Origin of the sequence: Oscillochloris sp. ZM17-4 (genome assembly GCF_019599295.1) — a bacterium.
Classification (GTDB): Bacteria; Chloroflexota; Chloroflexia; order Chloroflexales; family Chloroflexaceae; genus Oscillochloris.
Window position 1 is genome coordinate 146,263 of sequence record NZ_JAIEWN010000003.1, and the last position, 19,022, is coordinate 165,284.

Here is a 19,022-nt window from a genome sequence, read left to right on the forward strand (position 1 = left end):
CTCCGCGTTCCAAACGCTGCTATGGTATACTAGAAGCCATATGCGCTCTGCGCCCAAGGAGAAAGTGCCACAATGAGCGGTGAGGTAGCTTCCGAGCTCGACCTGGTGGTCGGCTCGATGATCACGGTGCGCCCCGATGAGGACCGCGCCGCATACGACGAGGAGAAAGAGTCGGTCGCCGCGGTGCAGGATCAGCTGCGCGAGGAGGGCGTCGACGTCGACCTGCTGAGCCAGCCCGGCACTGAGGTGTGGGAGGGCGCGCTGGAGAATATGGGCGCGCTCTACCAACTCTCGCGCTTGGCCGCCCGCCTGGAGCACGATCAGGATGTCGCCGAGGTTATTGAGGACGGCCCGGTGATCTACGATGATCTCGACCGCGCTGTCACCGATGTCTGGGACGATCTGGTGAAGTCGCGATTCCAGCACCTGATCAACCTCCAGGGCATCAACAGCTACTATATGCCCGCCGACTTCGATGATCCGATCTGGCTCTCGTTTGAGGATGACCAGGGCGAAGAGGATAACGCCTTCTTCGGCTCCTCCGCCCGCCTCCAGCGCGAGCTGGCCGAGCTCGCCCCGCTGCTCGTCAAGGCCGGTGTCTCCGTGAACTCTGAGGCCTACCGCTGCCTTGAGCTGCTTCGCGCGGCTGCCGCCAAGAGCCTGGAGTTTGGCCTGCCGATTATTGTCTGGTAATTCCTAATGCTGAATGTTGAATGTTGAATGCTGAATTCAACATTCAACATTCAGCATTCAACACTACACATGCAGGATCTGGTCTTCTTCGACACGCGGCCCCGGCCCGACCGCGACGCCACCCCGCGCTCGCGGCGCTACTATGTCTGGACGGTCGGCTGCCAGATGAATATCTCGGACTCCGAGCGCCTTGAGGCGGCCCTTCAGGGCGTCGGCTACAGCCCGGCCGCCCGCCCCGATGAGGCCAGCTTCATCGTGCTCAACTCGTGCAGCGTGCGCGCCAGCGCCGAGGAGCGTATCCTCGGCAAGCTCGGCGAGCTTGTGCGCGTCAAGCGCGAGCAGCCCGACACCCAGGTCGTCCTCTGGGGCTGCATGGTCGGCCCCGAGAACCGCTCGATCTTCGAGCGCCAGCTGCCCATGGTCGACCACTTCGTCTCCCCCTCGGCGGTCGATGAGGTCGTCTCCCTCGCGCCCAACTCGGTCTACACCCTCGATGAGCCGGCCCTCCCCGTGCGCGACCAGGAGCACCCGCCGGTCTCCGTCCACGTGCCCATCCAGTACGGCTGCAACATGAGCTGTAGCTACTGCGTGATCCCGCTCCGCCGCGGCCGCGAGCGCTCGCGCCCGCTGGAGGAGATCGTCGAGGAGGTGCGCCGGATCGTCGCCCGCGGCGCCCGCGAGATCACCCTGCTCGGCCAGATCGTCGACTCCTGGGGCCACGACCTCCCCGGCCGCCCCCAGCTCGCCGACCTGATCGCGGCTGTCCACGAGACCCCCGGCCTGCTCCGGCTGCGCTTCCTCACCTCGCACCCGGCCTGGATGACCGACCATCTGATCGAGACGGTCGCCCGCCTGCCGCGCTGCATGCCCGAGGTAAACCTGCCCGTCCAGGCGGGATCGGACAAGCTGCTCAAGATCATGCGCCGCGGCTACACCACCGCCCGCTACCGCGCCCTGATCGCCCGCATCCGCCAGGCCATGCCCCATATCTCGCTCACCACCGACGTGATCGTCGGCCACCCCGGCGAGACGGCCGATGACTTCGCCCAGACGATGGCCCTCTGCGAGGAGATCCGCTTCGATAAGATCCATATCGCCGCCTTCTCCGCCCGCCCCGGCACCCCCGCCGCCGAGCAAGAGCTCGACCCGGCCCTCGCCGTGCCCGAGGACGAGAAGCAGGATCGCCGCCGCGCCCTAGAGCAGCTCCACGAGCGGGTCGCCACCGAGCGCAACGCCCAGCTGCTCGGGCAGACCCTTGAGGTCCTCGTCGAGGGCGAGTCGCGCGGGAAGTGGCGTGGCCGCACCCCCGGCAATAAGCTGGTCTTCTTCTCCCACCCCGACGACTGGGCCGGACGCCTCGCCCGCGTCCAGATCACCCAGACGAGCCCCTGGGCGCTCCAGGGCGCTGCCCGTCCCGCTTGATCCGAGATGGCATAGGTCACAATTGAGAAAGATGTAGGAGCGATACCTTGGCAAAGCAAGATGAAAAGATGCGGATGCGCCGCAAGCTTCAGGAGAAGGCTGTCGAGCTCGCCGCGATGAACAACTGGGCCGACGCCCTGGATTTCAACCGCCAGATCCTCTCCCTCGGCGAGGACCCCGACACCTACAACCGCATGGGCAAGGCTCTGATGGAGCTCGGCCGCTACAGCGAGAGCCACGACGCCTACCAGCAGACCCTGCGCCTCTTCCCGACGAATGCGATCGCCCGCAAGAATATCGCCCGCCTCGATGCCCTGCTCTCCCGCGGCTTCGACCACGGCCAGGTCAGCCGCACGCCGCGCCAGCAGGTCGACCTGCGCCTCTTCATCACCGAGACGGGCCGCACCGCCCTGACAACCCTGATCGACGTGCCGCGCAGCCCCGCCGTCGACGCCCTCGTCACTGGCGAGAAGATGGATTTCCGTATCGAGGGCAAGACGGTCTATGTGATCGACGCCGATGGCAATGTGGTCGGCCGCCTGGAGCCGAAGCTCGGACAGCGCCTCGCCGAGCTGATCAGCGGCGGCAACCGCTACATCGCCGCGATCGCCCAGACCGACCCGCGCATCGTCCGCCTGCTGATCCGTGAGACCTACCAGGACCCCAGCCAGCGCGGCCGGATCTCCTTCCCCGGCAAGCTCGGCGAGGGCGCGATGTATGTCTCCAGCCTGCGCTACGAGGAGTATGAGGACGTTATCGACGATGATGATGCGAGCGATGATGTCGATACCGGCGAGGAGGAGTACATCGGCGGCGATGAGGAGGAGGAGCTCGGCCTCGAGGAGATCGACCGGGATATGTCTGACGATGACGATAACCTTGAGGATTCGCGCTAACAAGACGTTCCGCCGCACCCCGCCCTCCGCGATTCCTTGCGATCCCCGATGCGCGGGTTTATACTACGAGGTGCGGAGAAATTCCCCCGTTGTTTCTGCGATGAACCGGGTCCGGCAGCGCGTCTGCTGAAGGAGGATCGATGACGTTCAGGCTACACGAGATCCCGACGTCCCAGCCGGCATCACGCCCATCTCAGGAAACGAAGATGCCCAATATCCCGGCCCAGCCCAGCTCCATCGCCGATTCGGGGCTGTCGATGGGCTTCCTGACCGATCTGATCCTCAAGATTATCTACTTCACCGGCGCGGTCACCGGCCAGCGCCTTGAGGAGATGACGAAGCTGCCCTTCCTCGGTATTATCGACAAGGTGCTGGAGTTCCTCAAGCTTGAGGAGTTTGTCGATATCATCGGCGCCGAGGGCGGCTTCAGCGAGCGCTCGTTCCAGTATGTGATCGCCAACAAGGGCCGGTCGAAGATCCTTGAGGTGCTGGAGCGCTCATCCTACGCCGGCCCCGCCCCGGTGCCCTTCCAGCAGTATATCGAGATGGTTCAGCGCCAGAACGTCGGCGAGATGGTGATCGACCAGGCCGCGATCCGCCAGGCCTTCAGCCACCTTGTGGTGAATGAGAAGATGCTTGATAAGATCGGGCCGGCCGCCAACTCGGCCCGCTCGCTCTTCCTCTATGGCCCGCCCGGCAACGGGAAGACGACGATCGCCGAGGGTATCTCCAACATGCTCGGCGGCTATGTCCTTATCCCCTACACTGTGGAGATCGACGGCCAGATCATTAAGATCTTCGACCCGCTTAACCACCAGATCGTGCAGCAGAATGAGGTCGGCCACTCCGAGGTGGCCACGCCCTTCCCCGGCGCCCCGGCGCGCCAGACGGCCCACAGCTTCCCCGATGCGCGCTGGGTTGTCTGCAAGCGCCCGCGCGTGGTGGTCGGCGGCGAGCTGATCCTTGAGCAGCTGGAGCTGATCTTCGACCCGATCGCCAAGATCTATGAGGCCCCCTTCCAGATGAAGGCGAACGGCGGCCTCTTCCTGATCGACGACTTCGGCCGCCAGAAGTGCCGCCCCCAGGATCTGCTCAACCGCTGGATCGTGCCCCTGGAGAAGAAGTTTGACTACCTCGCCCTCCAGACCGGCAAGAAGCTCCAGGTGCCCTTCGATGTGCTGATCGTCTTCTCGACGAACCTGAACCCGAAGGATCTCGTCGATGACGCCTTCCTGCGCCGTATCCGCCACAAGATCGAGGTGCCCAACCCCTCGCCCGCGGAGTTCCGCGCGATCTTCCAGATCGTCTGCAAGCAGAAGAAGATCCCCTATAGCGACGACGGCCTGCGCCATCTGATCCAGGAGCACTATATGAAGGCCGGGCGCGACCTGCGCTCCTGCCACCCGCGCGACTTGTGCGATCAGATCCTCGATGAGGCGAAGTACCGGAGCATCGAGCCCGCGATGAATAAAGATCTGATAGACCGTGCCTGTGAGGCCTACTTCGTGAAACTTGGCTAGGCCACCAGCTATACCCGCCGCCTCGGCGGCCACCAGGAGGTACGTGACCTATGTCTCTGCTCAAACGCCTTGGCGGCACGACTCAGCCCCCCGAGAGCACTGCCACCGCACCGGTGCGCGGCCCCTCCCCCATGCCCCTTAGCCCGATCCCGGACGCTGCTCCGGTCGCGGTGGCACCCTCTGAGCCGCGCAGCGCGGCCCCTGCCTCTGCCTCGGTCGCCGTGGTGGAGGATCCGGTGCCCGCCACCGACCCCAAGCGCATGCTTGAGCTCTCCCTCTGGGTCGTCGACCGTATCCAGGCCTCCCTCGGCAATCAGAGCGAGCTGAAGCGCTCGGCCGAGAGCGAGAAGCTGCTCCAGGAGCGATTCGCCCGCGTCTACCAGCAGGCCGGCGTCAGCCTGCCCGACTCGGCGGTCAAGCAGCTCTTCACCATGGTCTGCGATGAGCTGATGGGCTTCGGCCCCCTCCAGCAGCTCCTCAACGATGACTCGATCTCTGAGGTCATGGTCAATGGCCCCAACATGATCTACGTCGAGCAGAAGGGGAAGCTTCGCCTCACCCCCGTGCGCTTCGTCAACGATGAGCACGTCCTCAAGGTCATCGACCGGATCATCCGCCCCCTCGGCCGTCGCATCGACCGCAAGTGGCCGATGGTCGACGCGCGCCTCCCCGATGGCTCCCGCGTCAATGCGATCATCCCGCCCTGCGCCATCGATGGCTCCACCGTCACCATCCGCAAGTTCTCCAAGAATAAGCTCAAGATCGACGACCTGATCCGCTTTGGCTCGATGTCGCCCGAGATGGGCGAGTTTCTGCGCGCCTGTGTGATCAGCCGGCTCAATATCGTCGTCTCCGGCGGCACCGGCTCCGGCAAGACCACCCTGCTCAATGTGCTCTCCAACTTCATCCCCGAGGACGAGCGCATCGTCACGATCGAGGATAGCGCCGAGCTCCAGCTCGCCCAGGATCACGTCGTCCGCCTGGAGGCGAAGCCTGCTGAGGTGGACGGCAGCGGCCTGGTCGCCATCCGCGACCTGGTGAAGAACTCGCTGCGTATGCGCCCCGAGCGTGTGGTGATCGGCGAGTGCCGCGGCGGCGAGACGCTAGACATGCTCCAGGCTATGAACACCGGACACGACGGCTCCCTCACCACCCTCCACGCCAACACCCCCCGCGACGCGCTGGCCCGCATGGAGACGATGTCGATGATGGCCGGCATGGATCTGCCCCTGAAGGTTATCCGCGAGCAGATCGCCGCCGCCATCGACGTGATCGTCCAGCAGACTCGCCTCGACGACGGCCAGCGCAAGGTGTCCTATATCACCGAGGTGCAGGGCATGGAGGGCGAGACGGTGGTGCTGCAGGATATCTTCAAGCTGGAGCTGCTCGGCAAGACGCCCGAGGGCAAAATCCAGACGGAGATGCGCCCCACCGGCGTGCGCCCGCGCTTCACCCCGCGCCTGGAGGCCCACGGCTTCAAGCTGCCGCCCAGCATCTTCGGAACCCAGATGCCCGGACAGAAAAAGGGCTGGTAATTGATTGTTGTAGGGCCGAAGCATTCGCCATTGGCGCGGAGCGCCAATGGCGAATGCTTCGGCCCTACACTATATGTGTGACTTCCTTGAACGACCAGACAATCATCGTCGGCGCCGGCCTCGGCGGTCTCGCCGCCGCCATCCGTCTCGCCGCCGCCGGCTACCCAGTCACCCTGCTTGAGAAGAATGATCGCGTCGGCGGCAAGCTCAACCTCGTCCAGGAGCAGGGCTACACCTTCGACACCGGCCCCTCGCTCCTGACGATGCCCTGGGTCATCCGCGAGCTCTTCACGGCCGCCGGGCGACGTATGGAGGACTACCTCAGCCTCGATCAGATCGAGCCGACCTGCCGCTACCTCTGGCCCGACGGCACGCGCTTCGACGCATGGCAGCGCCTCCCGCAGCTCATCCAGGAGATCGAGCGGGTTAGCCCCGGCGATGTCCCCGGCTTCTTCCGCTTCCTCGCTCACACCGCCGGGATCTACGACGCGGTGGCCGATAACTTTCTGCTCAAGCCCTTCGATGGTATCTCTGAGCTGATCACCCCGCGGCTGCTGCGCGACGGCCCGCGGATCGACGCGCTCCGCAACGTCGACGCGGCGGTGCGCGCCCACTTCCGCAGCCCCTACCTGCGCCAGATCTTCAACCGCTACGCCACCTACAACGGCTCGTCGCCCTACCTCTCGCCGGCGACCTTCAATGTGATCGCCTATATCGAGATGGCCGAGGGCGGCTGGTACGTGCGCGGCGGGATGTACGAGCTCGGCCGCTCCCTGCTGCGCCTCGCCGAGGAGCTCGGCGTGCAGGTGCGCACCGGCGCCGCCGTGGCCGAGGTGCTGCTTGAGGGCGGCGCCGCGCGCGGGGTACATCTGTCCTGCGGCGAGCGTATCCCCGCCGCCCGCGTGATCGTCAACGCCGACCCGCGCTACGCCTATGCGGCGCTCCTCCCTGGTCAGAGGCGCACCGCCGCCCGCCTCGCCCGTCTGGAGCCCTCCTGTAGCGGCTACGTGCTCTTCCTGGGCGTCGATCACACCTACCCGCAGCTGGCCCACCATAACATCTTCTTCAGTGCCGACTACCCGCGTGAGTTTCAGGCGATCTTCCAGAAGGGTGTGCCCGCCGTCGACCCCACCGTCTATGTGGCCGCGACCTGCCTGGGCGACCCGCAGCACGCCCCGCCCGGCCATATGAACCTCTTCGTCCTGGTCAATGCCCCCGCCCTCGGACCGCGCGTGCGCTGGGGGCGTGAGTCCGCGCCCTACCGCGACCTGGTGCTGGCCAAGCTCGAGCGCATGGGCCTGTCCGACCTGCGCAGCCATATTGTGTACGAGCAGATATGGACCCCGGCGGACATCCAGGACCGCTACAACGCCGCCGGCGGCGCGATCTACGGCCTTGCCTCGAACAACCCCTTCTCGGCCTTCATGCGCCCGCCGCTGCGCGCCCATGGCCTGCGCGACCTCTACTTCGTCGGCGGCGGCACGCATCCGGGCGGCGGCATCCCGCTCGTGCTGCTCTCCGGCAAGGCGATCACCGAGCGCGTTGTCGCTGATGCTCCAAGAAACACTTTACACATTTAATAACTACTGTGCATCGTGTCTAGGGCATCTTGTTGCCCTAGATCGCTGGGGAGCCTCGTAATCTTGGCCTATCATCGTTAATATGCGATAGACTACTTGATTTTAGTGCGTCACAGTGCTATTATAGCCACGAAGCCTCAAGAGAACAGCAACTGACCAGTGAACCTGTACAGCCGAACATGTGCAGCCGGATGGTAAGCGCTGAACCCCACTGTAAAGTGATTTACGTGGACGACGCGTACGTTAGGTGAAATGACCGGGCATGTCGCCCGCTCAAGGAGACTAACAGACAAGCGCCAGGTCGCTGAGGAGCGACCGGATGCTCTGCGAACCAGATGGTGCCTCCAGTGCAAAGCTCACAGCGTACGGGACAAAAAAGAACCCTACGCACAGACGGAGCCACACCCAAAGGCAAAAGCTGACAGAGCGACTGTCGCACACACCGCCATACGGCAGGAGATGACATAATCGCTCCTTGGAGAGCAGCTTGAGGGGTCTGCAGCGGATAAGTAGGCGGGCAGCGAAACACAAACGGCGAAGCTGGTCTCTTGAGGCGTCAAGCTTGGACGCTCGGAAGACGGACGACCTGTACGCTCAGCGGATGGATCACGAACGGACTTCGGACGGACGTAGCAAGACACGTATAAAAGAGGAAAAAGCCGAGAAAATCTCAAACACAAAGGGGCCGCAGGCACGAGTGCCTGCGGCCCCTTTGTGTGCGGATCAGCCCGACATCCTCCAGCCGCCATCGACCGCGAGGGTGTGGCCGGTGATGTAGGAGGCCATCGGCGATGCGAGAAAGAGCACCGCCGATGACACCTCTTCGGGGCGGCCAGCCCGGCGCATCGCGATGATCTCCTCACCCCAGGCCCGCACCTCGTCCGGCAGCACGTCGAGCTGCTCCGTCTCGACAAAGCCTGGCGCCACGGCGTTGACCGTGATCGACCAGGCGGCGGCCTCACGGGCGAGCGAGCGCGTGAACCCGAGGACGCCGGCCGTGGCCGCCGAGTAGTCGGCCTGGCCTGGGAACCCGCCGTTGGCGTGGAGCGCCGAGAGGTTGACGATTCGCCCGTAGCGGCGCTGCATCATCGGCCGCAGGGCCGCGCGGCAGGTGTGGTAGACGCCGGTGAGGTTCGTGGCGATGCTCTCTCGCCAGCGCTCGCTACTCATCGTCTCGATGGCACCATAGCCGACCCGCCCGGCGCAGTTCACCAGAATATCCAGTTGCCCCCAGCGATTGAGGGCGGCCCCCACGAGCGCTGCGCCTGTGGCTGGGTCGGAGACATCGGCCTGCATCGCCTCGGCCACGCCGCCCGCATCCGCCACGATCTTCTGGGTCTCGGCCGCCGCCGCCGCCCGCTCACGATAGCAGAACAGCACGCGTGCCCCGCGACGGGCGAGCTCGCGCACAACGGCGCGGCCGATCCCCCGCGATCCACCGGTGACGATCGCCACCTGCCCCGTGAATTCCATGTCCTTCTCCTCGTGCCGTATCAGACGGTGTCTCTGGCGTATTTCTGCGCGTCTAACGACATCGCGGTGCTGTCAACACTCAACACTCAACACTCAACACTCAACACTCAACACGCGCACTACGGCATCACCCATCCACCATCGAGCGTCAGCACGTGCCCAGTGATGTAGGACGCGCGCGGCGAGGCGAGAAAGCTGGCCGCCGCCGCCACCTCCTCGGCCGTGCCGAATCGGCGCATCGCGATAGTCTTGAGCGCCCACTCGCGCAGCGCGGGCGAGATCGTCTCAACCATATCGGTGTCGATATAGCCCGGCGCGACCACATTCGCGGTGATGCCCTCGGCGGCGACCTCGCGGGCCAGGGCCCGGGTGAATCCGATCAGGCCGGCCTTTGCCGCCGCGTAGTTTGTCTGACCGACATTGCCGGCCAGGCCAGCCAGCGAGCTGACGGTGATGATCCGCCCGTACTGGCGGCTGCGCATCGCCGGCAGGGCCGCCCTACAGCAGAGGAATATCGAGGTCAGATCCGTCTCGATCACCTGCGCCCACTGCTCTGGCTTCAGACGCATGAGCGGGGCGTCGGCGGTGACACCGGCGTTCCCTATCAAAATATCGAGGCGGCCCCAGCGTGATAGGGTCGCCTCAAACATCTTCGTCACCGCAGACTCGTCGCCCACATCGGCCTGGTGTGCCAGTGCGTCGCCTCCGCCGCGGCGAATCTTCGCCGCCACCTCCTCGGCCGCCTCAGCGTTGCGCCGGTAGTTCACCAGCACGCGAGCGCCCTGCTGCGCGAGGTCGAGGGCGATGGCGCGGCCGATCCCGCGCGACGCGCCGGTGACGATCGCAACCTGATCATGAAGCATCATGAGCTGCTCTCTGCGACGAATGCCCGCACATCTGCCACGCTGCTGAGCGTCACCAGCCGTGCCTGCGGTGCGATGCGTCGGATAAGGCCGGTGAGCACCTTGCCCGGGCCAATCTCCACAAAGGTGGTGCATCCGCGCCCGGCCATCGCCTGCACCGAGGCGATCCAGCGGACCGGTGCCACCACCTGCGCCACCGCCTCGTGCCGCACCTCATCTGCGGTGCGCAGCTCCTGGGCGCTTACATTCGCGATCAGGGGCACCGCGAGGTCGCGCACATCCGCATGCTCCAGCTCGTACGCCATGCCTTCGGATGCCTGGCGCATCAGCGGCGAGTGGAATGCCGCGCTGACCTTGAGCGGGAGCACGCGCTTGGCGCCGCGCTCCTTGGCCAGCAGCCCGGCCCGCTCGACCGCCCGCGCGCCGCCGCTGATCACCAGCTGGTCGGGGGCGTTGTAGTTTGCCACCACCACGATCCCGGCTGCCACGCCCGACTCTGAGTCGGCGCTGACCTGTTGGCAGATCTGCTCCAGATCGTCCTCGCCACCGCTATCGGTCGCGCCAGCCCTGCCCCGCCAAGATCCTCCAGCGCCCGCATCAGCGCGGTGCTCACCGTCAGCAGGGCCGGCTGCGCATTTTCCGTCGCGGTCAGCTCGGCCTCTGGCCCCTCGAAGCACAGCTGGCTGATGGGGATGCCGAGGGTCTCATCGGCCTGGTCGAAGATCGCGCGCGCGCCAGGGATCTGCTCGTAGAGGTCGCTGCCCATGCCGACCGCCTGCGAACCCTGGCCTGGAAATACCCACGCAATGCTCATATCGTCCGTTATCCTCGCCGTCACATGTTGCCGCATCAATGCCGTTACCATTTGGCGTTATGCAGAGCGTGCTGATGTGCTCAATCTGCAATCTGCAATCTGCAATCTGCAATCTGCAATCGCCCTACGGTCGCCCCCATCGGATAACCGACGAGCCCCACGTGAGCCCGCCGCCGAAGGCCGTGAGCAGCAGATAGTCGCCATCACGTACGCGGCCCTGCTGGACGGCCTCGTAGAGAGCGATCGGCACCGATGCGGCCGAGGTGTTTCCGTAGCGGTCGAGGTTGACCACCACCCGATCCATCGAGATCTCGAGCCGCTTGGCGACCGCGTCGATGATTCGCACATTGGCCTGGTGGGGGATCACGAGGCGAATATCGTCAAGGCTCAGGCCAGCCTCAGCCACGGCCTGCTTCGCCGAGTCGCACATCTCGCGCACCGCGTGCTTAAAGATCTCGCGGCCGTTCATATAAACGTATTGTTTACCTTGATCAAGCAGATCGGGCGTGGCCGGCATGCGCGTGCCCCCGGCGTCGACCGCCATCATCGTCTCGCCCTCGCCGGCGGCCCCGATCTGGGCGCTGATCAGGCCCAGGGGCTGCTCCGTCGCCTGGAGCACCACGGCGCCGGCCCCATCGCCGAAGAGCACGCAGGTGTTACGGTCATTCCAGTCGATCAGGTGGGTGAAGATATCGGCGGCGATCAGGAGCAGCGTACGGCTCGCCCCGCTCTGGATCATGCTGGTTCCCACGCTCATGCCATAGAGGAACCCGCTGCACGCCGCCGCAATATCAAAGGCGGGCGCGCGCTTGATCCCCAGGTTCGCCTGCACGGCGCATGCGGTGGCGGGAAAGGGCCGGTCGGGGGTACATGTGGCTACGATCACCATATCGATATCGCTGGGCGATAGGCCGGCGCGCTCGATCGCCTCGCGGCCGGCTGCCGTGGCGAGCGTTGAGGTGAACTCACCAGGGCCGGCGATCCGTCGCTCTGCGATCCCGGTGCGCGAGCGGATCCACTCGTCCGAGGTGTCGATCCGCTGCGCGAGATCATCGTTGGTGACGACCTGCTGCGGGACGGCCATGCCCCAGCCGGTGATCGCCGCATAACGTGAGCTGCTCACTCCTTCGCTGCCTTTCACTATACACAAGGGGCGGCCGGCGCGGTGAGAACACCGGCCGGCCGCCCCTTGTCACCACGCTACCGCAGGACGACCGGGCCCTAGCGGTTATCGGATGTCTCTTTTGCGACGGTGATGACCTGGCGGCCTTTGTAGGTGCCGCAGGTCTTACAGGCAATATGCGCGCGCATCAGATTGCCGCACTTCGGGCAGGTCACCAGCGTCGGCGCGGTCAGCGCCAGGTGCTGGCGGCGATTGCCGCGACGGTGGCGTGATACTTTTCGTTTCGGTAGTGCACCCATGGTTGTGTCAGCTCCTGCTCTGGTTGTTGTTCTGTTGGGCGGCCCAGGCCTTTAGCGCCTCGAACCGACTATCCACCACATCATCCGTCTGATCATCATCAATATCATCAGACTGAACTGTGTAGCTCACTGGCGTATCGCGGTACGCGGGGCTCACCGGGCTGATCGGCAGATCCAGGATCGTGTAGTCCCGGATGGCATCGCCGATGTCAGCCATGTGCAGCTCATTGATCAGGTACGGGTCGTCCTCTTCCGGCTTCGGCATCCCGACCCCTGTCATCACATCGACGGTCGAGTGAAACTCATCGCTAAAATCGAGCTCCACCAGGTGATCAAATGGCTCAAGGGAGCGTACACAGATCAGCTCGACCATCCCCCGCGCCCGTACCCGGGCATACACGCCGGTGACGGTGCGTGTGAAGCGCACCTCCCCGCGTATCGAACGGAGGACAAGCTGATTGTCTAGCGGGAGCGACTCCTCGGTGAAGGTGTACTCTCTCCGCCCGCCGACTATCTCGCGCAACAGCTGTGCGACGTTAAACTTAATGGTTGACATGTCCGTGCGCGGCGCTGATCCCATGAGCTACAAACGCCGCATTATAGGCCGGGGGGCTCGATATTGTCAAACGCGCCGTTATGGCTCGGGCGTAGGCGCATCGCTGCCGCCAAGCGTGCTCAGCCCATTGCGGACGCTCGTCACCAGCTTTGTCAGGCGCTCATCGAGGTCTTCGAGCACCTGTCGTGCGTAGTCATCGGCCCCGGCCCGCACCTGTACTGCCTCCTGCTCGGCCTGCTGGAGCAGCCGCGCGCGCTCTGTGTTAATCGCATCGAGCAGCCCGCGCTCTTCAAGCACCTGCTGGACGCGCGCCTGAGCCTCGGCGATCAGTCGCTCTTGCTCCTGGATGATCCGTCTGGCCCGCTTCTGCTCCTCAGGGATCGCGACCCGCATCCGATCAATGATATCCAGGATGCGCTCCTCATCCACCAGCAGCCGGCCGCTAAACGGCACGCGCCTGCCCTCTGCCAGCGCATCCTCTATCTCATCGATCAAATCGTCCAGTTCGATGGCCGTCACCCCCTTTGCGCGAACTTCTGGCGCAGCGCCGCGACCACATGCGGCGGCGCGAACTCCACAGGGTCGCGGCCCAGGCCAGCCATCTCGCGCACCACGCTTGAGCTGATGTGCCCGTACTGGCGGCCCGCCGCCAGCAGCACCACCTCGATCGTCGCGTCGAGCGACTGGTTGATCTGGGCCATCTGGAATTCGGCCTCGAAGTCGCTCACCGTCCGCAGCCCACGTACCAGCGCACAGGCCCCGACGGATCGGGCGAAATCGACCGTAAGCGTGCTATAGCTCGCGACCTCAACCCCGCGTAGACCCTGCGCCGCCTCGCGCAGCAGATCCAGGCGCTCCTCCGTGGTGAAGAGCAGGTTCTTCTTTGGCCGGTCGAAGACGGCCATCACCACCCTATCGAACACCCGGCTTGCCCGCTCGGCAATATCCAGGTGTGCATAGGTTACGGGGTCGAAGCTGCCAGGGTAGACGGCGATGCGCATACAGGTGTTCGCTCTGTGGGGCTGCTGAGGAGCGCGCCTACGGTGGATCTACTCTGCCTCGTCCGGTGGTTCGCCATCGAGCTCATAGATCGAGAAGCACGAGTCGCCGAGGCGACGAAACTTGATCCTGCTCAGCTTCGGGTAGCTATCCGCCAGCGTCACACGCGGCGAGTGCCCGATGACCAGCAGGCTGCCGGGGTGTCCTACCCCAATCGTAGCCACAGTCGTCAGCGTGTGCTCGATCTGCGGATCGGCGTAAGGCGGATCCATAACAATTATATCATAGTGACCGCCCCCCCGATGGATCTGGAGAAAGCGATCTACCGGCATGCAGTGTACCTTGCCGAGCTGGTCGAGCTTGGTGTGGCGCAGATTGTCGGCGATGATCGCGCACACGTGCGCGCTCTGCTCAACGAAGTCAGCCGCGCCGGCACCGCGCGAGAGGCACTCGATACCAAGCGAGCCCGTCCCTGCATAGAGGTCGAGCACACGCCCGCGGATCGGCCCGTAGCCCTCCAGAATCGAGAAGAGCGACCCCTTGACCTTATCGAGCATTGGGCGGGTGCTAAGGCCCTTTGGGGCCTTAAGCGTATGCCCTTTGGCTTTGCCGGTGATGACTCGCATACGTATGAGTCTCAAGAAAGGGGGAGGGCCAGGGAGGGCATCGCCCTCCCCGAACCCACCCCCTCCCCTAAGCAGCTACCTTCGGCCGTCTTACCGCTTGGTGTACTGCGGTGCCTTACGCGCGCGCTTCAGGCCAACCTTCTTGCGCTCCTTCATGCGAGGGTCACGCGTGAGCAGGCCAGCCTTCTTCAGCACCGCCCGCAGGTCGGCGTCGAGGTCGAGCAGCGCGCGAGCGATGCCGTGGCTCACCGCGCCGGCCTGGCTCGCCACGCCGCCGCCGCGCACCTTTACCAGCACATTGAAGCTGTCCAGGTTGTTCGTCAGGGCAAGCGGGCGGCGGACATTGCGCTGGAGCAGATCCCGCGCCCCGAAGTAGTCCTCCGGGCTCCGGCCATTGACCACGAACTCCCCGCTGCCGGGGAACAGGCGCACCCGCGCGACCGACGTCTTCCGCCGCCCGGTGCCCTGGTAGTAGCGCTTCGCATCCATCAATCTATCTCCTTCTTAGCGCGGCGTCCATGCGATCGGCTGCTGGGCGGCGTGCGGGTGCTTCGAGCCGGCGTAGATCCGCAGCTTGGTCATCAGGCGGCGGCCCATACGGTTCTTCGGCACCATCCCCTTCACCGCAATGCGTAGAATGCGGTCAGGGTGCTTGGTGAGCATCATCTTGTAGGGCGTCGCCTTGATCCCGCCCGGGTAGCCGCTATGACGGTAGTAGACCTTCTGATCCGCTTTGCGGCCAGTGATCTTGATCTTCTCTGCGTTGATGACAATCACAAAGTCGCCGCCGTCTAGCGAAGGCGTATAGGTCGGCTTGTGCTTGCCGCGCAGGAGCGTTGCAATCTGGGTGGCGAGCCGACCGACAACCTGGTTGTCGGCATCGACCAGCAGCCAGTTGCGCTGTACTTCGGAGGGTTTCTGGTGGTAGGTCTTCACTGCTGCTATCCTTGTGTCGTGTCTGGTTGCCGGCCGCGCCGCTCCACGGCCCAACCGACCTCAAAACTGTTATGACTGGCAGGGTGTCATCTGCCTATCGCATTCTCGACGTCCTCATCGTCCCAACGTACCAGCCCGGTCGGGTACCCGACCGAGACCAGTGTCAGCCCGTGGGCTGGCGCCGTAGGTCCGGCTGCCTTGCGGTCACGGCCTTCCAGGATGCGCTGGAAGCCATCAGGGGTGATCTTCCCACGGCCGGCCAGGACAACAGTCCCGACGATCACCCGCACCATGTGTTGTAAAAAAGCGTTGGCAGCCAGGTCTATCGCGATCAGGCGCCTGCCGAAGGTCTCTACCTCGCTCAGGCGTGCGGTGTAGCACGTTCGCACGGTCGAGCGTTGATCCGGGACGAGGGCCGAGAACGCCGCGAAGTCGTGTGTCCCCTCTAGCCGCATCACCGCCTCTGCCATTGCCGCCACATCGAGCTTCTGCTCGACATAGAGCACGTAGTTCCGCTGCGTGGGCAGCCAGGAGACGTTGTTATCGATCAGAAAGCGATACGCTCGCCGATGCGCCGAGTGCCGTGCGTGAAAGTCCATACCGACATCACACACCGCCTGGATCGCCACATCAGCTGGAAGCTTTGCATTCATCCCGCGGAGAATCGTCTTCCGCGAGTGCTTCGTGGCCGTACGGATATTCGCCACCTGGCCTGCGGCGTGGACGCCGGCGTCGGTGCGCCCGGCGAGGGTGATGCGCTGGCGCTCCTGGGTGAGCTCCTCCCAAGCCTGCTCCAACGCACCCTGCACCGTGCGGCCCTGGTTCTGGTACTGTGAGCCGACAAAGTCGGTGCCGTCATAGGCCAGGCGCAGGGCGACATTCCGCACCGCTAGACCAGTTCGATCTGCGCCATCTCGGCGCCATCGCCGAGGCGCGGGCCGAGCTTGGTGATGCGCGTATAGCCGCCGTTGCGCCCCGAGTACTCCTGGGGTGCGAACGTGAACAGCTTCCGCATCGCCTCCTTGCTGTCCAGCTTCGAGAGCGCCATACGGCGCGCGTGGTTTGTGTCCTCGCGGGCGATCGTGATCAGCCGCTCCATCTCGGGCTGCACCGCCTTGGCCTTCGCCAGGGTGGTCTTGATCCGGCGATGATCGATCAGCTCGATCATCAGGTTACGGTAGAGTGACTTGCGGTGCTCATACGAGCGACTCAGCAATTTCCCAGCGTGTCGGTGTCGCATTGTTGTATCCTTACGACCACCGGGAACAGCGGTGCCCATGCACCTGTTGCCGGTGGCCCGTTCGTGTGGTCTGACTACTCTGCCCCAGCCGGCTCGAGTGCGGCCGGCTCCCCTTCGCCCGTCTCGCCATCAGCGTCTGTTGTCCGCGTGATGTAGCCACGCTCGACCAGCCGGTCGCGGATCTCTTCCATCGACTTCTGCCCGAGGTTACGCACCGAGAGCAGCGCCTTCTCATCCATCTGGAGCACCTGGCCCACCTTGGTGATATCGGCGCGCTTGAGGCAGTTGTAGGTGCGCGTTGACAGGTCGAGATCCTCAATGGGCGTATCGTAGATGTCTGACGGGATCGCGAGGCCGCTTGGCGCGGGGGACTCCTCTTCCTCAATCGCCAGGCGATTGAAGTCGGCGATCGTCTGACTGTACTGCACCAGAACCTGCGCCGCATGGCTGAGCGCATCGCCTGGCTTCACCGTGCCGTCCGTCCAGATCTCCAGGAGCAGCCGGTCGAAGTCGGTGGCCTGACCGATACGTGTGTTCTCAACCACATAGTTAACCCGCGGGACCGGCGTAAAGATCGCATCGACCGGGATCTCACCGATCGGCAGGACATCGCGCTGATCGGCGGAGACATAGCCTCGGCCACGCTCCACCGTCATCTCAATCTCAAGCCGTGCCGAGTCAGAGTCGAGCGTGCAGATATAGTGCTTCGGGTTAACGAGCTCGATATTGCTCGGCACATCGATATCTTCAGCGGTAACGATGCCCGGGCCGCGCTTGGTCAGCAGTACCTTCACCGGGCGCTCAGCGTAGGAGCGCAGACGAACGCCCTTAATATTGAGCACAATCTCGGTGACGTCTTCTTTTACACCCTCAATCGTCGAGAACTCGTGAAACACCCCATCGATCTTTATCTTGGTGATCGCCGAGCCAGGGATTGATGAGAGTAACACGCGGCGCAGTGCATTGCCCAGCGTATGGCCGTAACCCGGGTCAAGCGGCTCGATCTTGAAGCGCCCATAATTCTCAGCCGCCTGCACAACCTCTATTTTGGGCATGGCGATATCAAGCACGGAAAGCCTCCTTAAAGCTTTAAAGATTTCAGATGACAGATGGTAGATTGCAGAGAGCTCCACAATCGACCATCTGCAATCTACCATCTCCAGAAGCTCTTACCGGCTGTAGAACTCAACGATCAGCTGCTCATTGATCCCAGCCTCGGCGTCCTCACGGCGCGGAAGCGCAAGAATCGTGCCGGAGAGATCAGCGGCGCTGAGGCGCAGCCAGTCAGGTGCCCGATACTTATTGAGTTCGCCGCTATCGACCAGATTCTTAAAGTATGGGCGGCGGCGGCTCTCGGTGCGCACCGATATCACCTGGCCAACCTTCAGCGTATATGAGGGGATATTGGTCTTGCGCCCATCGACAGTGATATGTCCGTGGGTCACCAGCTGGCGAGCCTGCGCCCGCGTCGTCGCCATGCCCAGACGGTAGACCACATTATCGAGGCGGCGCTCCAGCAAGCTCAACAGATACTCGCCGGTCACACCACTACGCCGGGACGCCTGCTCAAAGGTGCGTCGGAACTGCCGCTCAAGCACGCCGTAGATATACTTGGCCTTCTGCTTTTCCATCAGCTGTAGGCCGTAGTCGGACACCTGGCGGCGTCGCGCATTTGGCCCGTGCTGGCCCGGCGGATACGAGCGCTTATTGAGAACCCGCTGCCCCTTCTCGGTGATCCCGATGCCAAGGCGGCGGCTGATTTTTCCTACGGGGCCGTGATATCGCGCCATGCTAGGTCATGCCTCCAATTGTGCGGGTCTCTCCCCGCCATACTGTCATCATCACGCCGAGGGATGGGCGCTTAGCGAGCGGAGCATCGTCCGCTTGAACTACCGTGGTGGGCGCCTGGGCCGTGCCCTGCGGTTCCGTCCACGGTCACCCCATCGGCTCCATTGCGATCATCCAACCCTACACGCGGCGGCGCTTTGGGGGGCGGCAGCCATTGTGCGGGATCGGCGTCACATCCGTGATCGCAGAGACCTGAAGGCCTGCGGCCTGGAGCGAGCGGATGGCCGCCTCGCGGCCGGAGCCCGGGCCCTTCACGAATACCTCGATCGAGCGCATCCCGTTCTCCATGGCCTTGCGGGCGGCGCTATCGGCCGTGACCTGGGCGGCGTACGGTGTGCTCTTGCGCGAGCCCTTGAACCCGCCCTGGCCGGCGCTCGCCCAGCAGACCACCGCGCCCGAGGGGTCGGTGATCGTCACGATCGTATTGTTGAAGGTGCTCAACACATGGGCCTGCCCGCGCGGAATGTTCTTGCGCTCACGACGCCTGCCACGCTGACGGGTTGCCGCACCGGACTTCTGACCTTTCGGGGGCATAGGTGTCTCCTTAACACACAACTGGCACAGGCGGGCACACGAGGCCCACCTGTGCAGGAAGCTAT

General features: G+C 64.2%; 23 protein-coding genes. 6 read left to right on the top strand and 17 right to left on the bottom strand.

Features of this window, described 5'->3' with window-relative positions; translation table 11 throughout:
* Positions 1-72 precede the first annotated feature (72 nt).
* From K2Z83_RS04025 to K2Z83_RS04050, 6 genes are all read left to right on the top strand, one after another.
* The gene (locus K2Z83_RS04025; RefSeq protein ID WP_220593890.1) at positions 73-693 is read left to right on the top strand and encodes a hypothetical protein; all 621 of its coding nucleotides are present in this window, start codon (positions 73-75) and stop codon (positions 691-693) included.
* Positions 694-762: 69 nt separating this feature from the next.
* Positions 763-2,115: a tRNA (N6-isopentenyl adenosine(37)-C2)-methylthiotransferase MiaB gene (gene miaB, locus K2Z83_RS04030; protein ID WP_220594065.1), complete on the top strand. Its 1,353-nt coding sequence runs from the start codon at positions 763-765 to the stop codon at positions 2,113-2,115.
* 47 nt (positions 2,116-2,162) lie between these two features.
* Positions 2,163-3,011 carry a tetratricopeptide repeat protein gene (locus K2Z83_RS04035; RefSeq protein WP_370650051.1) on the top strand — a complete coding sequence of 283 codons (849 nt, stop codon included), beginning with the start codon at positions 2,163-2,165 and terminating at the stop codon, positions 3,009-3,011.
* Positions 3,012-3,151: 140 nt separating this feature from the next.
* Positions 3,152-4,531 (top strand): ATP-binding protein, encoded by a 1,380-nt coding sequence (locus tag K2Z83_RS04040; RefSeq protein ID WP_220593891.1) that lies wholly within the window; start codon positions 3,152-3,154, stop codon positions 4,529-4,531.
* A 50-nt stretch (positions 4,532-4,581) separates the two neighbouring features.
* Positions 4,582-6,066 carry a CpaF family protein gene (locus tag K2Z83_RS04045; RefSeq protein ID WP_220593892.1) on the top strand — a complete coding sequence of 495 codons (1,485 nt, stop codon included), beginning with the start codon at positions 4,582-4,584 and terminating at the stop codon, positions 6,064-6,066.
* 86 nt (positions 6,067-6,152) lie between these two features.
* Entirely contained in the window at positions 6,153-7,646 is a 1,494-nt protein-coding gene (locus K2Z83_RS04050) for an NAD(P)/FAD-dependent oxidoreductase (RefSeq protein WP_255603267.1), read from the top strand.
* Between the two features lie 723 nt (positions 7,647-8,369).
* Here the strand turns inward: K2Z83_RS04050 and K2Z83_RS04055 are convergent.
* The 17 genes from K2Z83_RS04055 to rpsK all read right to left on the bottom strand — a co-directional run bounded on the left by K2Z83_RS04055 (position 8,370) and on the right by rpsK (position 18,957).
* Positions 8,370-9,119, bottom strand: coding sequence for an SDR family NAD(P)-dependent oxidoreductase (locus tag K2Z83_RS04055; protein WP_220593894.1), 750 nt, complete (start codon positions 9,117-9,119; stop codon positions 8,370-8,372).
* A gap of 119 nt (positions 9,120-9,238) precedes the next feature.
* Positions 9,239-9,985: a 3-oxoacyl-[acyl-carrier-protein] reductase gene (gene fabG, locus K2Z83_RS04060; RefSeq protein ID WP_220593895.1), complete on the bottom strand. Its 747-nt coding sequence runs from the start codon at positions 9,983-9,985 to the stop codon at positions 9,239-9,241.
* Positions 9,982-10,449: an ACP S-malonyltransferase gene (locus K2Z83_RS28705; protein ID WP_370650052.1), complete on the bottom strand. Its 468-nt coding sequence runs from the start codon at positions 10,447-10,449 to the stop codon at positions 9,982-9,984. Before K2Z83_RS28705 ends, fabG begins: the two co-directional genes overlap by 4 nt.
* The gene (locus tag K2Z83_RS28710) at positions 10,416-10,796 is read right to left on the bottom strand and encodes an ACP S-malonyltransferase (RefSeq protein ID WP_255603268.1); all 381 of its coding nucleotides are present in this window, start codon (positions 10,794-10,796) and stop codon (positions 10,416-10,418) included. The genes K2Z83_RS28705 and K2Z83_RS28710 overlap by 34 nt, the downstream gene beginning before the upstream one ends.
* A gap of 124 nt (positions 10,797-10,920) precedes the next feature.
* The gene (locus K2Z83_RS04070) at positions 10,921-11,919 is read right to left on the bottom strand and encodes a beta-ketoacyl-ACP synthase III (protein ID WP_220593896.1); all 999 of its coding nucleotides are present in this window, start codon (positions 11,917-11,919) and stop codon (positions 10,921-10,923) included.
* Positions 11,920-12,017: 98 nt separating this feature from the next.
* Complete coding sequence (rpmF, locus tag K2Z83_RS04075; RefSeq protein WP_220593897.1) at positions 12,018-12,218, bottom strand: 50S ribosomal protein L32; 201 nt, start codon at positions 12,216-12,218, stop codon at positions 12,018-12,020.
* A 7-nt stretch (positions 12,219-12,225) separates the two neighbouring features.
* Positions 12,226-12,798 (bottom strand): DUF177 domain-containing protein, encoded by a 573-nt coding sequence (locus K2Z83_RS04080; protein WP_370650053.1) that lies wholly within the window; start codon positions 12,796-12,798, stop codon positions 12,226-12,228.
* 54 nt (positions 12,799-12,852) lie between these two features.
* Positions 12,853-13,269 carry a hypothetical protein gene (locus tag K2Z83_RS04085; protein WP_255603270.1) on the bottom strand — a complete coding sequence of 139 codons (417 nt, stop codon included), beginning with the start codon at positions 13,267-13,269 and terminating at the stop codon, positions 12,853-12,855.
* 20 nt (positions 13,270-13,289) lie between these two features.
* Entirely contained in the window at positions 13,290-13,775 is a 486-nt protein-coding gene (gene coaD, locus K2Z83_RS04090; RefSeq protein ID WP_220593899.1) for a pantetheine-phosphate adenylyltransferase, read from the bottom strand.
* Positions 13,776-13,823: 48 nt separating this feature from the next.
* Complete coding sequence (rsmD, locus tag K2Z83_RS04095; RefSeq protein ID WP_220593900.1) at positions 13,824-14,399, bottom strand: 16S rRNA (guanine(966)-N(2))-methyltransferase RsmD; 576 nt, start codon at positions 14,397-14,399, stop codon at positions 13,824-13,826.
* Between the two features lie 90 nt (positions 14,400-14,489).
* Positions 14,490-14,888: a 30S ribosomal protein S9 gene (gene rpsI, locus K2Z83_RS04100; protein WP_220593901.1), complete on the bottom strand. Its 399-nt coding sequence runs from the start codon at positions 14,886-14,888 to the stop codon at positions 14,490-14,492.
* A 15-nt stretch (positions 14,889-14,903) separates the two neighbouring features.
* Positions 14,904-15,335: a 50S ribosomal protein L13 gene (gene rplM, locus K2Z83_RS04105; protein WP_220593902.1), complete on the bottom strand. Its 432-nt coding sequence runs from the start codon at positions 15,333-15,335 to the stop codon at positions 14,904-14,906.
* An 86-nt stretch (positions 15,336-15,421) separates the two neighbouring features.
* A complete protein-coding gene (truA, locus tag K2Z83_RS04110) occupies positions 15,422-16,222 on the bottom strand; it encodes a tRNA pseudouridine(38-40) synthase TruA (RefSeq protein WP_220593903.1) in 801 nt (266 codons plus the stop codon).
* Positions 16,223-16,224: 2 nt separating this feature from the next.
* Positions 16,225-16,575, bottom strand: coding sequence for a 50S ribosomal protein L17 (gene rplQ / locus K2Z83_RS04115; protein WP_220593904.1), 351 nt, complete (start codon positions 16,573-16,575; stop codon positions 16,225-16,227).
* A 74-nt stretch (positions 16,576-16,649) separates the two neighbouring features.
* Positions 16,650-17,645 carry a DNA-directed RNA polymerase subunit alpha gene (locus tag K2Z83_RS04120; RefSeq protein WP_220593905.1) on the bottom strand — a complete coding sequence of 332 codons (996 nt, stop codon included), beginning with the start codon at positions 17,643-17,645 and terminating at the stop codon, positions 16,650-16,652.
* Between the two features lie 99 nt (positions 17,646-17,744).
* On the bottom strand, positions 17,745-18,365 hold the full coding sequence (gene rpsD / locus K2Z83_RS04125) for a 30S ribosomal protein S4 (protein WP_220593906.1): 621 nt from the start codon (positions 18,363-18,365) through the stop codon (positions 17,745-17,747).
* A gap of 178 nt (positions 18,366-18,543) precedes the next feature.
* Positions 18,544-18,957 (bottom strand): 30S ribosomal protein S11, encoded by a 414-nt coding sequence (gene rpsK / locus K2Z83_RS04130; RefSeq protein WP_220593907.1) that lies wholly within the window; start codon positions 18,955-18,957, stop codon positions 18,544-18,546.
* Positions 18,958-19,022: the final 65 nt, after the last annotated feature.